17 protein-coding genes are annotated in these 15,888 nt (G+C 42.8%); 8 read left to right on the top strand and 9 right to left on the bottom strand.

Going from position 1 to position 15,888, the window contains the following annotated elements; all coding sequences use genetic code 11:
- Positions 1–107: 107 nt before the first annotated feature.
- Both ABIE50_RS25205 and ABIE50_RS25200 read right to left on the bottom strand, forming a co-directional pair.
- On the bottom strand, positions 108–209 hold the full coding sequence (locus ABIE50_RS25205; protein ID WP_354028169.1) for a DUF4974 domain-containing protein: 102 nt from the start codon (positions 207–209) through the stop codon (positions 108–110).
- A 262-nt stretch (positions 210–471) separates the two neighbouring features.
- The gene (locus ABIE50_RS25200; protein WP_209858377.1) at positions 472–1,008 is read right to left on the bottom strand and encodes an RNA polymerase sigma factor; all 537 of its coding nucleotides are present in this window, start codon (positions 1,006–1,008) and stop codon (positions 472–474) included.
- 936 nt (positions 1,009–1,944) lie between these two features.
- Here ABIE50_RS25200 and ABIE50_RS25195 point away from each other — a divergent pair.
- The 3 genes from ABIE50_RS25195 (at position 1,945) to ABIE50_RS25185 (ending at position 4,265) form a co-directional block, all read left to right on the top strand.
- Entirely contained in the window at positions 1,945–2,418 is a 474-nt protein-coding gene (locus ABIE50_RS25195) for a thioredoxin fold domain-containing protein (RefSeq protein WP_209858379.1), read from the top strand.
- Positions 2,419–2,715: 297 nt separating this feature from the next.
- A complete protein-coding gene (locus ABIE50_RS25190; protein WP_209858381.1) occupies positions 2,716–3,951 on the top strand; it encodes a thioredoxin family protein in 1,236 nt (411 codons plus the stop codon).
- A gap of 176 nt (positions 3,952–4,127) precedes the next feature.
- Positions 4,128–4,265 (top strand): winged helix-turn-helix transcriptional regulator, encoded by a 138-nt coding sequence (locus ABIE50_RS25185; RefSeq protein ID WP_209858383.1) that lies wholly within the window; start codon positions 4,128–4,130, stop codon positions 4,263–4,265.
- Between the two features lie 32 nt (positions 4,266–4,297).
- Here the strand turns inward: ABIE50_RS25185 and ABIE50_RS25180 are convergent, their stop codons facing one another.
- The 4 genes from ABIE50_RS25180 to ABIE50_RS25165 form a co-directional block, all read right to left on the bottom strand.
- A complete protein-coding gene (locus tag ABIE50_RS25180) occupies positions 4,298–5,911 on the bottom strand; it encodes a bifunctional metallophosphatase/5'-nucleotidase (protein ID WP_209858384.1) in 1,614 nt (537 codons plus the stop codon).
- A gap of 307 nt (positions 5,912–6,218) precedes the next feature.
- Positions 6,219–6,371, bottom strand: coding sequence for a c-type cytochrome (locus ABIE50_RS25175; RefSeq protein ID WP_354028168.1), 153 nt, complete (start codon positions 6,369–6,371; stop codon positions 6,219–6,221).
- A gap of 5 nt (positions 6,372–6,376) precedes the next feature.
- Positions 6,377–6,619, bottom strand: coding sequence for a hypothetical protein (locus tag ABIE50_RS25170; RefSeq protein ID WP_209858385.1), 243 nt, complete (start codon positions 6,617–6,619; stop codon positions 6,377–6,379).
- Between the two features lie 22 nt (positions 6,620–6,641).
- A complete protein-coding gene (locus tag ABIE50_RS25165; protein ID WP_209858386.1) occupies positions 6,642–8,456 on the bottom strand; it encodes an aromatic amino acid hydroxylase in 1,815 nt (604 codons plus the stop codon).
- Positions 8,457–8,879: 423 nt separating this feature from the next.
- Between ABIE50_RS25165 and ABIE50_RS25160 the strand changes: the two genes are divergently transcribed.
- Positions 8,880–9,551 (top strand): potassium channel family protein, encoded by a 672-nt coding sequence (locus tag ABIE50_RS25160; RefSeq protein WP_209858387.1) that lies wholly within the window; start codon positions 8,880–8,882, stop codon positions 9,549–9,551.
- Positions 9,548–10,564 (top strand): bestrophin family protein, encoded by a 1,017-nt coding sequence (locus tag ABIE50_RS25155; protein WP_209858388.1) that lies wholly within the window; start codon positions 9,548–9,550, stop codon positions 10,562–10,564. The genes ABIE50_RS25160 and ABIE50_RS25155 overlap by 4 nt, the downstream gene beginning before the upstream one ends.
- Positions 10,565–10,678: 114 nt before the next feature.
- Here ABIE50_RS25155 and ABIE50_RS25150 read toward each other — a convergent pair whose 3' ends face one another.
- A complete protein-coding gene (locus ABIE50_RS25150; protein ID WP_354028167.1) occupies positions 10,679–11,104 on the bottom strand; it encodes an EthD family reductase in 426 nt (141 codons plus the stop codon).
- Positions 11,105–11,356: 252 nt separating this feature from the next.
- Between ABIE50_RS25150 and ABIE50_RS25145 the strand changes: the two genes are divergently transcribed.
- Positions 11,357–11,659 (top strand): hypothetical protein, encoded by a 303-nt coding sequence (locus ABIE50_RS25145; protein WP_209858390.1) that lies wholly within the window; start codon positions 11,357–11,359, stop codon positions 11,657–11,659.
- A 105-nt stretch (positions 11,660–11,764) separates the two neighbouring features.
- Here ABIE50_RS25145 and ABIE50_RS25140 read toward each other — a convergent pair whose 3' ends face one another.
- Both ABIE50_RS25140 and ABIE50_RS25135 read right to left on the bottom strand, forming a co-directional pair.
- Complete coding sequence (locus tag ABIE50_RS25140; RefSeq protein ID WP_209858392.1) at positions 11,765–12,289, bottom strand: hypothetical protein; 525 nt, start codon at positions 12,287–12,289, stop codon at positions 11,765–11,767.
- A 124-nt stretch (positions 12,290–12,413) separates the two neighbouring features.
- Complete coding sequence (locus ABIE50_RS25135) at positions 12,414–13,178, bottom strand: glycoside hydrolase family 11 protein (protein WP_209858394.1); 765 nt, start codon at positions 13,176–13,178, stop codon at positions 12,414–12,416.
- Between the two features lie 652 nt (positions 13,179–13,830).
- Between ABIE50_RS25135 and ABIE50_RS25130 the strand changes: the two genes are divergently transcribed.
- Together ABIE50_RS25130 and ABIE50_RS25125 are read left to right on the top strand one after the other, a co-directional pair.
- Positions 13,831–14,028: a hypothetical protein gene (locus ABIE50_RS25130; protein WP_209858395.1), complete on the top strand. Its 198-nt coding sequence runs from the start codon at positions 13,831–13,833 to the stop codon at positions 14,026–14,028.
- A 237-nt stretch (positions 14,029–14,265) separates the two neighbouring features.
- Positions 14,266–15,828 (top strand): glycoside hydrolase family 30 beta sandwich domain-containing protein, encoded by a 1,563-nt coding sequence (locus ABIE50_RS25125; protein ID WP_209858397.1) that lies wholly within the window; start codon positions 14,266–14,268, stop codon positions 15,826–15,828.
- The last annotated feature ends 60 nt before the right edge of the window (positions 15,829–15,888 follow it).

Raw genomic sequence — 15,888 nt, 5'->3', positions numbered from 1 at the left:
TTATTTCATTACGTAAATAGTACTCCTTTCAATCGTGAAGTGAGCGTCAATGGTAGCGGACCGCAGCGCCAATACGTCCACGATACTTTTGGTTTTTGAAATTGGTTCTATGAATTTTCTGTTTGCTTTTCGCCCTGATAAATAATTTCTACATCATACCAACGGCTGATCCTCTTCATACTGACTTCAATCGGTTCACAGTCAAACATAAATTCATTGTTCTTCTACACAAGGGCGGCTTCCAGGGTCGGCAGGCAAAACCTGCCATCTGCCAGCCCAGGAGAGAATGACTGCCCATTTCCAGGGTTGTTGTACACCATTTGGCCGGCCGGCATATGTGCCGGATAAAATATCGCCCTGGTGGCTAACTGTTCTGTACCTATACAAATGAAAAAGATCCCATAACTACACTGGTAAAAATCTTTTCGCATAATTTATCTAGCTATACCATATTGACTATATATCGATTGATTACAATCCTGTATAAAAATTTTTCATTTTTTTGAGCGCCTTGCCCATTTGGTTATTAACAGTACTTTCAGACACGCCCAGCACCATCGCGGCTTGTTTGTGGCTTAACCCGTTGATCCTGCACTGGATGAAGACTTTGCGGCATCCGGGAGACAGACTGATAATCGCGTCATTCAACAGCTTGTTTGTTTCCTTTGCAAGTAGTATTTGATCTGTAGAAAGAGGATTCGTGATCTCGTACTTTTTAATTTCAGTAAGAATATCTTCTTCCCGGTGCATACGGTCAAAGAGATTTATAAGCGTCCTGCGAGCTATTGTGTACAGGTAGCTTTTAAAAGACCGTTCAGGGTCCAACCTGCTACGGTGGTCCCATATTTTAATGAAAGCATCATGAACCACATCTTCCGTCAGTACTGTTGATTTGGCCGCTTTCAGGATAAAATAGCTGAGCGGCTTTACGTGCATGAAGTATAACTGGCTTAAGGCATCGCTATCTCCCAGCCGAAGGAGTGTGACTAGTTCTTTTTCCGCATGCATTTGACATTCAGTTTAGGCAGAGACAATATATTTCGATGTAGCAGCCGTGAAATGGTTACCACAACTTCGACAGGAATGCAAGTATTAGCATTTAACACCATTTTGCTACGCAATGGCAAGTCTTAGAGATATCGGCAGCCACGACATAAGCATATTATGCTCTATACTTGTAGTTTCACCACTTCTTTTTGTTAATGATGCAGTGGATGTTAAGTTTTGGCCAGAGACCGGTGTCATTTTTTTGTAAATTTCCAGTTCACTGTCCTATTGTTTCAGGTAAAAAAGACCGGTGCGAAAACCCATAGTAGATATTGAACAACTGACCGCTGCTGTGATTGGTACACAGACGCACCTGCAACAGGAGGCTATCTTTTTGAAATTTTCCGAAGCTCTGTCATATGAAGAGATTCAGAAATCCTGCAAATCAATACAGGCAGTATATACCAACTCGTCTATCGTGCGCTGGAACGCTTACGAGAGCAATCCGGCGACTTCTCCCTGCTTGTGTTGTTATACCTGTTGCAATGCCGTTAAAAAATTTTTCTAAAAAAATTTTCGGAAAATGAGGGTAAATTTTGTATTCCATTGTCTCTTTAGGATGATGGGGAAAAACTATCAAGGTTATCTGATGGAAGGTTTTCTGGCGGATGAATGTTTTGTCCTCGGCAAAGACCCCGCGCTTTGCAAAAGCACGCAGGCATACCTATAACGGACAAACCTATACGTTTAGGCACAATGAGGATCACTACCTGTTCCTCATTGTGCCTAAGCCGATACAGATGAATCCGGAACTGAAACCAAACGGAAGGAAATAAAATAATAGACATACGCCGCCGGAGGGCTATTTTAAACCGTTGTTAAAAAATGAAGGCTATAACGTAAAGGATATAGGACCTTAACTTAGTTTTGTAAAAAATCAAACCAATACATTGATGTATGATGAAAAAAATGTTACTGTTAGTTTTTTTGTTACCATTAGCCGCCATGGCACAGGATCGGGGCATTCGTTTTGAACATGCCCTGAGCTGGAAAGAGGTGAAGGAGAAAGCCAAAAAAGAAGGCAAGTTTATTTTTATGGATTGTTTCACCACCTGGTGCGGTCCCTGTAAAAAGATGAGCACCGAGGTCTTCTCCGAGCCGGCAGTCGGTGACTTCTTCAGGGAAAAATTTGTATCGGTGAAAGTACAGATGGACAAAACGTCCGCGGACAACGAGGCGGTAAAAAGCTGGTACGCCGATGCAGCAGCCATTGAGAAAAAGTACAGTGTGAGGTCTTATCCCACGTATCTGTATTTCTCTCCCGAGGGTAAATTGGTGCACGTGGGACATGGCAGCATGAGTGCCGCCTCGTTTCTTGACACTTCTGCGCGTGCACTGAAACCGGCAACAAGAACCAGCCCGACACGCTGAAACGCCTATGTGAAATTCACCTTTGCAGCGTTTAATTTATCCTGGCAGAAGCGGCGTTAAGAGGCGGACCAGTGCCGATGCCGGTGATTTTCATAAGAAAGGGATTACCGCATCCATAGCGTTTTATAGGGTCAGCGCATCAGATATCAGCAGCTATTTTGCAAGTATGCCCATGAAAACCTTTTTCTGTTCAACATACGCCGGTGCGTAATTACCGCCGCTCTCGCCTTTCACGGCATCGCTGCAGGGTATGTTCCCTACTTTCAAGTCGTAAAACCAAACCAACACATTAAATTTATGATCAAAAAATTATTATTATTAACCTTCTGGTTGCCATTCGCTGCTATGGCGCAGGAAAAAGGGATGCATTTCGAGCATGGTTTGTCCTGGGAAGAGATCAAAGCAAAAGCCAAAGCAGAGAACAAATACATCTTCGTGGACTGCTTCACCACCTTTTGCGGCCCTTGTAAGGCTATGTCAGCTAACATTTTCCCGCAGGAAAAAGTAGGAGAGTTCATGAATGCCAAATACCTCAATGTGAAGGTACAGATGGACCGGACCCCCAAAGACGACGAAGAGGTGAAAAAATGGTATGATGATGCTCTAAAGCTGGAGAAAGACTATAGTATCAACTGTTATCCTACCCACCTGATCTTTTCACCGGATGGTACCATCGTTGACCGCCACGCAGGTGCGGCAGGAGACGCGGACCAGTTCCTCGCGGAATGTGCTGCTTCTTTGGACCCTGATCAACAGTATTATTTCCAGCTGGGAAAGTTCAAAAACGGTCAGGAAGACACTGTTTTCCTGCGTAAGCTGGCTTACATGGCAAAGAATGCAGGTGATGATGGAAATGCTTTAGCGGTAGCCAGAGCCTACCTTGCACAGCAGACCGATCTTTACACACCCGAGAACATTGATTTTGCACATGCTATTACCTTCATGCCCCAAGGATTTGCGCTTTTCGACGTCAAACAGCGTACCGAAATACCCGACATTATCGACAAGCTTGGTACCACAGAAGCTAAATTAATGGAAATAGTCGGTAAGGAGGAAGTAGACGCTGCACTGCGTACCAAAGGCAATACTGTACCCGACTGGGCAGCCATCGAAAAAAAGGCAAAGGCTAAATATCCGTCCATTGCAGAAAGACTGGTACTGAAAACCAAAATCCAGTATTTCAGTGATAAAAAAGACGGTGATAGCGCGATAGCGAATATTGACACCTATATGAAAAAATACGGCAACAGAGCTGAGCCGCAGACACTCAACGAATTCGCCCGGATCATCTTTAAAAAATGCAACGATCAGAAATACTTAGAACAGGCCCTGGAATGGAGCAAACGTTCTTTCAAAGAAAATGAGAAGCCCGCATTTATGGACACCTACGCCAACCTGCTGTACAAAGCCGGCAAAAAGGCTGACGCCCTGGCCTGGGAAGAAAAAGCCATGAACAAAGCTAATGGTGAAGAGAAAAAGAACTATGAAACTACCCTGGAGAAAATGAAGAAAGAGGAGAAGAATCGGAATTAAGAGATAGTTGGTTATCAGCAGAGAGGGCTTACCGGGAGGTGGGCCCTTTTTATTACCATCGGTCGTATGTACTGTATTTTTGGGCCACATCGGAAAACCTGTCCTATAATACTTCCCAGCTGTTTGCCCGGGGTGGTAGGCAAGATGCTTAAGGTATTGGCAACAACGCCTGTTGGTTGGCTATTTTAAGTGCCTTGCAGGATAATGCTAAGCTGAACGTGAAAGAGCCGTCAGACTTGTTGCACATATCCAAGACCCTCCTTTATGAGCGTATAAAACGGCTGGGAAATGAGGGGTACATTATGAAAAATTGACGAAAGTCCACAGTCGTCAGCCCTGATGGATTCTATCTGAATCTATAGCCCCTTCCCGACATTTGTGAAAAGGTCTTCGGTCCTAAATCCACAGCTATGCAACGTCCATCCAGTTTAGGACTAACAGTGCCTTTAACCTTTAGGTATTCTTCTACTGCATCATGCAGCGTATAGTCTTTGATAACTACATTTTGGGCGTTAGGCATTCGGCACAACATATGAAGAGGCTCGCCAGTACGGTTGCAGGAAGCCATTTTATAGGTTTTGTAGGGGTCTAAAGCCTTGCCATTGATGGTAATTTCCAAAACGCGTTCACCCATTTCCCTTGAACTGTCGAATTTTAAAGTCATTCCCGAAAAACGTACCAGCCATCCACCAAAACGTTCGCCAGGGTTTTTTGAAAAAGCATTGTTGATTTCCTTTTCTAACCAATCTTTGACTTGCCGCCCGGTAACTTCTCCTACCTTCATGTGTTCATTTACAGGCAGCAATCGCCACAAATCCTCCTTGGTAATCGCCTTCCTGCCACTTTCATCAGGAACAATCGGCACCCCAAAACGGAATCCGTTGGACGTAGCGAAATCAGCGCCGGATTTCCATAAAAGAGCGTTGGTAATCATATTGTCCATCGGGTTCTCAACGACCAGATAGCGATACATCGGCGTCGCTGTATAGCCTAATATTCGTTGCATTTCTTCTTTATAAGGAGCTTTAGCCTGATCCACCAAACGCTGCATAGTCTTGTCGGCAGGATACTTCTCAGGATTGACTTCAATCAATTCATAGTCGTAATCCACAATTTTTTTGTCTTTTATTTTCAAATCCAGCTTTCCAACAAACGATCCAAACGATCCGGGTTCAACTACTTTGGCATATTTACCTTCAATAGGTTTCCGGATACGTTCGTGCGTATCATTTCCCAGAATAAAATCGACGCCTTCCACTGCCGGATTATCCGCTAACAGGACCTGCTTTGATATTCCAATATGAGTTACCAGAAATAGTACATCTACCTTTTTATTTACCCGTAGTGCTGTAATGAGCACTTTTAGATTGTCTTCCACTTTGGAAAATTTCAGACCTTTACTGAAACCGGGGTTCTGGCGAACAGGTACTTCCGGATCATTGTACGCAATGAAACCTATTTTGATTCCCTTTTTACTGGTAATCCAGTAGGGAGGAAAAATGGGGTCGTTGTTAGTCTCGTGGAACATATTGGATACAATCACATGGGTCCTGTAGTCATTCATTATATTCAGCATGGCCTGCTTGCCATAAATGACTTCCCAGTTTCCCGGAATGAGCAGGTCATAATTCATTTCACGTATGAGTGGAGGAAATATTTTCCCTTCGGAAAGTACGCTTTCTCCACTGCCCTGGATCAAGTCGCCTCCGTCAATAAATAGCGTTCCCTCAGGGTTCTCCTTCCGGGCAATACCGACCAGTGTTTTAATATTCGCCAAACCGCCGGCATCACGAAATACGATGGAGTCATGCTCAACAAATAGTTCCGAATGTGTGTTCAGGAAGGCATGAATATCCGAAGTTTGTAAAATTGTAATTACTTCTTCTTTTTCCTTTGTGCTTTTATCGGCAATGACCATAAAAGTAATGGAGCAGATAAAAATGAGTAGTGCTGCTTTCATCAGATTTGTTTTAGGGTGGCTTGATCGTTTTTGATATCAGGGGGTATTCAAAAGGATCATTTGATTTTTTTCTGGTTTACTTTTTTGAAAAATTGAAAGGCCCGTACGGATGCTGCTGTTGTGAAATCGAATCGTTATAGGCGGGTAAGGCCAGTCCATCGGTTTCCTGGATAAATCAGGATAGTCCAGCTCTTTATTTGCTTTTGACGGGCGTTCATGGCTATTCACGAAGGCTGCGATATCATAAGTAGTTTAATAAAGAATTTCGCCCTTCTTCGGGTTGGCAGCGCGATCAGGAATTTTAAAATCAATAAAGCCCTGTCGGGATACGCGCACCCACCGGAATACCTCTGCTTAAATGCTTAATGTAAGTAACAATTGCGCGCATTTCTTTGCTATTCACATCAATCGCCTTTCCGTTCATGCTGCGTTCAAAGCAACCATTGATGCGTTCTTCCAATAATTCTACGGCGTTTTCCCTACCACTTCGCTATAAGCATTGACTGTAGAATCCTCTTTGATAGCTCCGGTTTTTTCCCGTTTTTCTTTTATGAAGATTTTTTTGGTAAAAACGAAGTTGCCGGTGTTAACCCATAACAAAATTGCCAGTAACAGCACCACGGCTGCCAATAACGTGAATACATACATCAGAAGCCTGCCGGCCACCCTGATAGATTGTTCGGTATTGGAGTAATGGTTGTTATGCATAGGTGTAAAACGATTCTTCGTTTTATATTCCACTATCGGGCGCGTGGTATTCGCCGGCACCGCTTTCCGACATTCGTTTGATATCACCAGATGAAGGGAGCATATGCATACCGTCGTCTATTAACTTCCGGTTATGGGGAGACCGTTGTTTTAAATCATTCAGATATTGCCGGATTTCATCGGCCAGGGTTTTAAATCGATCATCCGGTATCAGTATCTCCAGTAGGTCCAGAGGCGCGAGCCAATCGTCGGGGAATTTATTCTTCAGCATCCGCCAACAGGAAAACGCCGGCGCTTTATCCTCCGGATTATTTCTCAAATCCCGGATGCATTGATATATTTCATTCAACTTAACTGTCTTCTCATCATATGGCCCGGGGTTGGTGTCGTTGGCGGGGACGTCGAAAAGCTCGTAACTTTCGGGATCGGCATAACCGTTGAAAACGGAAACTACGCTATGCCCAATAGCCATATCATACGGTCCCCAATCGGCGTTAAACAGGTACTCTCCGGAAACAGTATCTATTACAGCACAATCTGAAAAGCTAATCAGCAAATTCTTATTCTCCTGCCGGAGGATAGTGATGACGATACCGGAAACTAAAATTCCACTTTCAAATTGTAGCGTAACATGATTGCCAGCGATAATACCGAGGCGTCCAAGTGCCGACATATCTAAATCTTCAAGTGTTATATGCCCGGTAAGAAACCCTACCGGACAAGAAAAACCATCAGGGTGCCTGTCTTTTCCGTGAAGGGGTAGTTGCTGCCCCTTATAGGATAGCACTGTTGGACTACCTGTTTTAATAAAGGATAGTTTACCTGCGTCATCACAATAGGCATGTTTAAAAATGCCACTAACCTGTAAGCCGGAACTGTAGACAACAGTGGCTACACTTTTGCTGTCAATCGCCTTATTGACACCTTCTAACCCACCGATTCTATATGCCATTGTACCAGCAAACTCTTCCAATACATCAATTAAATTCTGGAAGCTGGGCGTAACGAATAACTGTGGTTGCGGCTTAGTGATGTCATAGGCCTGGTTAGCGGCATTAATATCATAAACTATCTTTTTTACATCTGGTTGCATACAGCTATAACTTTCTCCAACCGAGGACAGCAAACCAGCACCGTAAATCTTATAATCATCTAATGTCCCTATCAGCCCATATTCTACGGACCACCAATGTAATCTTGAAAGTTTTGCCATTTCTGATGGCTCGCCCAGGTTTTGAAAACAAAAGTGGACTTCTTCTTCGGCCATTAAAATATCTGCTTCGCTGGCGCCGCGTTGTTCCTTTAAATCCGACAACTTTCTTATGGCATGATAAAGTTCATAGTCCTTAGAGGAGATAATCGCTTTAGAACCAATTTCTCCAAAATACTGTAGATATGCACGATAGTCGACATCTGCAATTATAGGAGCATGGCCGGCAGATTCATGGATAATGTCGGGAGATGGCGTATACGCTATATGATCAAGCGTTCTGATATCGGCAGCAATGACCAGGACATTGTATTGTTGAAATTCCATGAAAACTGCGGGCGGAATGAACCCATCCACTGCTACTGCGCCCCATCCTAATAAGGATAGTTTATCATTCATTGTCTGCAGGTCAGGTATACGCTCCGTCGATAGTCCTGCAGCTTCGAGGCCCTTTATATATGGATAATACGCTACCGTCTTGAGATAGGAGTAGTTAAGACGCATAACATATCTCCACACAGCGTGGTCTATTGCTGTGTACTGGCTATACTTTTGATCTACAGTGTACTGCTTTAAATGTTTTGGTAAGGCTGCTACCAACTTATTTCCATAATCGTTTTGATACATGGTTTAAAGAATGAGTGAAGGAAAAGAGTATTATGTTTCGGGTTGACTCGAGATTACTTAAGATGTATTACTTAAAGGGTGAACGTACCGCTGTAAATTATACCTAACCAAATAGAATATTGTTAAACTTGTTTAATAAAGTGTTGGGCGATTTAAAAAGTTAGTAGTCCTGATCGTTATTGTACATAGCGGGCGTACTTCCATCCCTTCCAATTGACAGGGAGTTGTCATATAAAAAGATCTGATCTACCCTTGCGGCATACCGAGATTGAATACGGTACCTGCCCATAGTGATACATAAAAACATCTCCCAGGGTAAAGGCGCCGCTTTCCCGGGTTGTTAATCAGCTGAAACCGTTTATATTTGTTTTGTTGGGATGCATTGTCCTGGGTTTAACCTGCATTTTTATATGGAAAATAGTTATGCATATTGTAAAAAGGCTTGAAAGCAGGAAATACGAAATACTTCTGCTGGTATTACTCCAGCATTTATTTATTGGTATCTTTCTTACCGATCTTGATTTCTATACGAGGGTTATCTGGCCTGCGAACATGCTGATACTGGGTCTGGGTAGTGTTTTCTTATTCACGGGGAAGCATAGCTGGAAACATTGGCTCCGTAACCTGCATTTTGTTGTTGTCTTATTACTACCCATCGGTATCCCGTTCTTCAAGAATGTTACCTGGTATTTTGCCGTGTTGAATATTAATTATGTGGTGTTTTTTTGCTTCCTGTTCATAGAGGTATTACATTTTCTTGTAAAACCGGGGTACATTAATACGGATATTATCTCGGCGTCGGCCTGCGGTTATTTTTTGTTAATAGAAATATCCGTTTTCCTGTTACAGTATTTTGAATACCAGAATCATCAGGCATTCAAAGGGGTCGATACCTCGTCGCCTGCCCATACATTTATCGATCTGGTATATTTCTGTTCCATAACCTTTACCAGTATTGGTTTTGGCGATATTACACCCAACCTGCCCACTACTAAGCTGATCACCTCTTTTATCGGGATTGCAGGTCAGTTTTATACCGTAGTGCTGGTGGGTATCTTGATTAGTAAATTTTCTTCAGATAGCAAAGCATCATGAATACAGCAGGTTACTATAAGCTTCATCATTTCATCCCCTGGACCCGGACGAAGATCTATAAAATGCTTTTCATAAGCATTATTCCTACCGCATTATTTTATTTCCTGGATTGGAGATGGCTGGCCCTGCCCTGGGTACCTATTGCCCTATTAGGTACATCGGCTGCGTTTATTTCAGGGTTTAAGAATACGCAAACCTATAACCGTACCTGGGAGGCAAGACAGGTATATGGCGCTATCATCAATAGCAGCCGGGCATTGGGGATAATGGTCAGGGATTTTATACGCACCCGGGATAAGGCAAAAGATGCCACTCTGCACCAGCAGATTATTTACCGGCATTTTGCCTGGCTTACCGCACTGCGCTTTCAGCTGCGTGAAACTAAAAGCTGGGAGAACGTTAAAACCCGGAGCTATAACCAGGAATACCTGAAGTACTATAAAGTCCCTGAATGGGAAAGCAGCCTGGATGAAGAGCTGAAGGGCTTACTACCGGAACACGAACGGCAATACATCCTGGATACCAAAAACCGGGCAACACAACTGATTGCAGTTCAGTCCGCACAACTAAAGGAGCTGAACGAGGCGGGAACGATCAGCGATTACAATTATGTGGCGCTGGAAAACCAGCTCAGGGACTTGCTTGATCATCAGGGTAAATGTGAACGCATCAAGAATTTCCCATACCCACGCCAGTTTTCCAGTATCAACCTGTACTTTACCCAGGCTTTTTGCTTATTGCTGCCACTGGGTTTTATAGGCGAACTTTCAAAACTTGCAGAGAAACTGGGTGCAAATATTGTATGGCTTACTGTACCGCTCAGCATTTTATTAGGCTGGGTCTTTCTTGTCCTGGAACAGATCGGAGAGTCCACCGAAAATCCATTTGAAGGGAATGCCAATGATATACCAATTACCCAGATAAGCCGGAATATAGAAATAGACCTCAGGGAGATGCTGGGCGAAAAGGATCTGCCGCAGCCCTTAACGGCAATCAATAATATAGTAATGTAAACGGATCGTCCGGAGTAACCATCATCGCAATTTCTACGCTTTGATCACCCAACCCTGTTAACCGAACCAGCGGCTACGCACCGCCTGCACGTTACTTCATAAAATAAGTTAGCTTTATTTTATGACTTCGCTTACCAGGATGATAGGAGCGGCATTGGTATAGTTTGCAAAATCTGCGCGGATCGCATCTCTGTTTGGAGCGATGGCTGCTTGATATTCACTTAAACTTTTTACATAAAAAGTGCCAATAGCCATAAAAGGTAAAGGTTGATTAGGAACACCACTGGAAAGCCCTTTTTCAATAGTGTATTTAACCAGATTTGACCTTAAAAAACCCGCAACCATAGGCATATGCTTAGTTTCATAGTATTCCATATTGAAAGTTTTACCCTCGGCATATGGATACATGACGGATATCTTAATTAACCCCTTTTCTGCAACAGCAATGTTGTGTTTTGGGGATTTTCCGGATCGCTTTTCCTGACTAAATGCAACAGAACAAGCGAATAAAAGCAAAAATGATAAGATAAGTCTGGACATTATTGTTAGTTAGGTTTAATTTTAAAATACTTGAATTATTTTGAATATACATACAATGAATCAGATTGTCAAATGGATTTAGAGGAAATCGAATCCAAACCGGTCTGATTCCAGGAACAATTTTCATACGCTTAACATTCCCTTAATTTGGCACCTTTGCCTTTATGGTTCAGAAGACTATCAGCGTAAGAAAATGCGTCGTTTACAGACCAGCAAAAAAGAAACATTCTCCGTCATATTGAACAAGGTAGCATGACGGTACAGCAAGCCATGTCGGCATATAAAATTAAAGGACGGGATACTATAAAAAAGTGGCAGCTGCAGTACAGACAGGAGGATATGGCTTTAATTGCTATAAATCCATCTATTATGAAACAAATGCCAACCAGCCCGGATGGCTCATCGGATCCAAAATCAGTAGAATTAGAAAAGGCATTAGCAGAGGCAAAATTAAAAATAGCGGCTTTGGAGACGATGGTTTTTGCATTAGCTCACAGGCAGTGCGATCGCTTTTTCCCGTCGTCCAGCACACCCGCGAAAATGGCCGGGAAATAGGCAGAGCTGATAAAGCCGGTAAATTGCTTCGTTCAGCTTTCTTTATACAATAACCAATTGTGAGCCCAAACCGTGTTATGCGCGTCAATTTACACTCCCACTTTTTTATTTGTTATTGCTTTTTTCTAACAGTTCTTGATACGCAGGTTCCTCACGCTTTTCCGTACCATCAGAAATTTTTATTCCGGCTTTCTCAAATTCCCGGGTTAATCTTTTATCGAAGCCTGCGATGTATAATGCAAATGACGAAGAATCTTTTACTTCAGGGATTGTCTTAAAAGGAGCAGGCGGTTCTTTAAACCTATATAAAGTAGCTTTAGTGCTATCGTTGCCTTCAAGAAGCACAGAATCACCATAATCTGTAATCTTAGCCGCGTAGTGATTCGTAAGGTATTTCAAAGAATCATTTTCTATTTTGTAAGGAAGCCCGAACCGGCCAACTTTCTGATTATAGAAAACTATGTATTGCGAATCAATATCAAATTCGCTATACCCATTTGCCATTGAGAATCTATGCCATTTTCCGATCAGAAATTTTCTGTTTCCTTCAATATATTTAGGATCCGGTGAATCGCAGGCAGAAAGAGAAAAAATCAAAAATGCAAGTAAATAGGGTATTGATTTCATCATAACTAATTGTTAGTATATTAAAGTGGTATTCTTAATCCAGGTAAGAAGTGATAGGAAATAACAGACAAATACTACCTGGCAGAAAGCCCGGCAGTATTTGTCTGTTATTAATTTAAACCAATGTTTATTGCGCCCAAATGGTACAGTTAATATTGCCATTAGTATTAGTGCCCCATGTCTCTGCAACCATAATGGCCGGAATATTTAACTGGCCAAGAGTATACCCTAAACTACTCCACTTGTTATAGTGGTTGGCAAAAGTAATGACGCGGTTTTGTCCGGTAGTAACTTTTGTAACTCTGGAGCTATAGATCTGTCTGAAGCCATCACCACCATCAATATTTTTACCTGTCACCCAACGGGTCCATACGTTATAACCTGCACCATCGCTTTCAAACGTCCCTAAATAAGTGCCGGTATGCGGTGATACTGCCCCCCATGTTTCATTCACATAATACTCATAATAAGGGTTTCTGCTCCATCCATACCAGCCGAAAGTACCTCCACCGGAATTTGAATAAATACCAAGATTATATCCTATTTTGTAGGATGCAGAACCTACAGAATAGCCTTTACCGCACGTAAAGTTGCCGTTGAATCCGTTCCAGTTAACGCTGTAATTTCCTCCAGGGCCATTCGCGTAATTAACTGTACCGGTAGCACCATCACTTTTCCAAAGTGACCAAAAAAAGCCGTTATGCGTACCCGATTGGTAGGATTGGGCCGCGACTTCAGTTTTCGAAAGACGTTCAATACCAGCTATATCGGGCTGGGTCTTTGCTTCTTTTTTACAGCCCGTTAAAATTGTAGAGCCTGCAAGCACAACGATTGCAGCAGCGCCAAAAGCAACCTTCCTGGTTACTTTTGTCAGTGGGTTTTCTTTTTTCATATCGTGGTTTATTTGGTTAAAGAAGCAAAAAAAGCATATTTAAAAATGGAACAATGCTAATAATCACCAAATTTGTTGCACAAATGTTCATACCCTGCTTATTGGTTAACCTATATTCCGAAATGTCACATTGACCACAGATCACATTGAAGATGCTAATTTCCGGCGTATGAGAACTTATTGGGGGAGTGGCTCTTTTAAAACCGTGAGAGAATACCGGAATGGCCTTCATAAAATAATAGCTTATCTGCCTATTTCTTAAGAACGGGTTGGAAAAGATGAGGCAGGACAAATGGTTCGGAATTTTTTTCCCGTAAGGGTAAAAAATCGAATTGAGTGTCTCTTTATGATGGGCTCCATTCTTTGGGAGAATGAATAATCCAGAATCTTTATCTTAACCTGACGTATCGATGCTGAGAAAAGAAGGTATTTCCACGTTGTTAAAGACTACAGCGCTGCTGTCTTTCCCTGTTTGCCTGAAGGACCTTACGCTCCTGGAAAAGGGCTATCATCAAATATCCGTCAATGTTCAGTTGTTATTTATTACCGGGGTGGTAAAAAACTCCTTTTTTTCGTTTTGTGTAGCCCCTGTTCAGAGAATTTAAGCCATGATGAAAGCCTGGAATGCATCTCTGGGCAATCCTGTCCGGTTATGCCTTCAGAAGACAGCAATATTGAAAATGACCAGGTTGAAAAAAATGACAGACCCAAAATGAGACACCTTCTGCATGCAGAGAGCCGGTTCAGTTTTTCCGGTTTTACAATTTATACTAAACGGCAGGCAAAAACAGCGCAGGCCGTTCATTTAAATAAAGGCTGGCAGTCTGCCGGGACTGTAATTGTCTCGTAATGTCTGTGGCCTTCCGTAAGTCCTTCGCTGAATGCTATTTATTCGAATTTGGCTAATTCAGGTTAATTGATTCTTTATCGTTTAAAAATAATCAAAATGAAACTGGAAATGTTTAGAAATTTGTGGCTGATATACGCAGCCGTGGTTTTAATGACATCAGGTTGCGGCAAACCAGGCATTTTTCGGCTGGATGATGTTCCCGGTACGATCAAGCCCGCTGTTAATAGTAGTGCAACCTTGGACTGGAATACAACTTATCAGCACATTCAGGGTTTTGGCGTGTTTGCAGGAAGGGCTATACCGTTTTTCGAATCAACCCATAGAGACACTGTTCTTGCAAATTTGTTCGGCGATAATGGGCTTCGCCTGAATATGATCCGTGGAGAAATTTTGTGGACTTATTCTTACAATCCATCCAATTGGAATGTAGCGCTGCATCCTTCCAATGTCAATATTACGACAGATCCCCAGAACGCTGCGTATAGAGAACTGGATTGGTTAAAAAAACAGGAACTCAGTCAACTGTGGATATTGAAGAAAGCAAAAGAACGTTATAATGTGCCTATCATGTATGCCTCAGCATGGAGTCCTCCTCTTGCTATGCGGATTAATCCCAAATCGGAGAAACCAGGGACGATGCAACTTGTGAAGTTTATTAACGCCCTTATTAATCATGAGGACACAACCGGCATGCTTGATTTCCTGAGAAATGGTAACTCCTTTGCCACCGGCGCCGACACCCTGTTTAATACACTGAATTTTAAGACTTCGGCAGACAGTTATGCACGCTACATTGCGGGATTTTTGCGGGCGTATCAGAAGGAAGGTATCCGCTTTTATGGTGTAAGCCCTGCTAACGAACCAGACAATATCGCTGCGGAGTGGGCAAATTGTGTCTGGTCGCCTAAACAGCTTGGACAGTTTATTTCGAATAATTTAAGGCCGGTATTAAACAGTTCAGGCTTTTCAAATGTGAAGATCTTATCTCCCGAAGCTGCTTCCTGGAAAACCTCTGATGCATACCTGAACGGGTTTGGATTGCATAATTCCGGATCATTTCTGGAGGAAACAGCTAATGCTATTGTGTCGGGTTTTCAGCAGGCGTTCTTCGGAAAGGACCCGATGGATCAAAGCAATATTGATATCTATGCCACGCATACTTATTCAGATGCCGCCGATGCAGGGGAGCAATGGAGAACTGGTGGTAAAGCTGGTGGTCTTCTTGACCTGAAGCCCGGTTCACTGGCGGTATCAGGGAAACCTGTATGGGTAACAGAAGCCTCAGATGCTATGGCTCCGGCGGATGCATCCATGGCTGAAGGGCTGCATCTTGGTATAAACATATTCAATGCCCTGACAACAGGCAACGCAAGTGCCTATACTTTCTGGCTTGGACTTTTAGATAACAGGAATAATGAAGCATTGATATGGGGAGATGGGTCAACCGGGCCGTTGACATATCCCAAACTGTACGATGTAATGGGTAATTTCTCCCGTTATATAGGCGCGGGGTATGTTAGGATGGGAGCAACACAACCCAATCCCGATTTACGGATAACAGCCTTCAAAGATCCCTTAACCGGTAAATTTTCCATAGTTGCCATCAATACGGGAGATGGGGAGCAGCACTGTACATTAAGCCTGACGGGTTTTAAATCCGGTAGTCTGACAGGGTACCTTACAAGCGACGCCAGTAGCAGTCACTGGAAATCCGGCATTGTCCCTGTAAATACCGACGGTACATTTAATGTTGTAGTACCCGCTAAAAGTATAGTTACCTATACAGGCGTTAAAAATTAACCTGTTTCTGTTAAATCCGGATAAATAGTAATAGGTTTTCGCTGAACGGGATAGTCGAAA

This window comes from Chitinophaga sp. OAE865 (assembly GCF_040546735.1).
In the GTDB taxonomy this organism is placed as follows: domain Bacteria; phylum Bacteroidota; class Bacteroidia; order Chitinophagales; family Chitinophagaceae; genus Chitinophaga; species Chitinophaga polysaccharea_A.
This window is presented reverse-complemented; position numbering and strand designations above follow the sequence as displayed.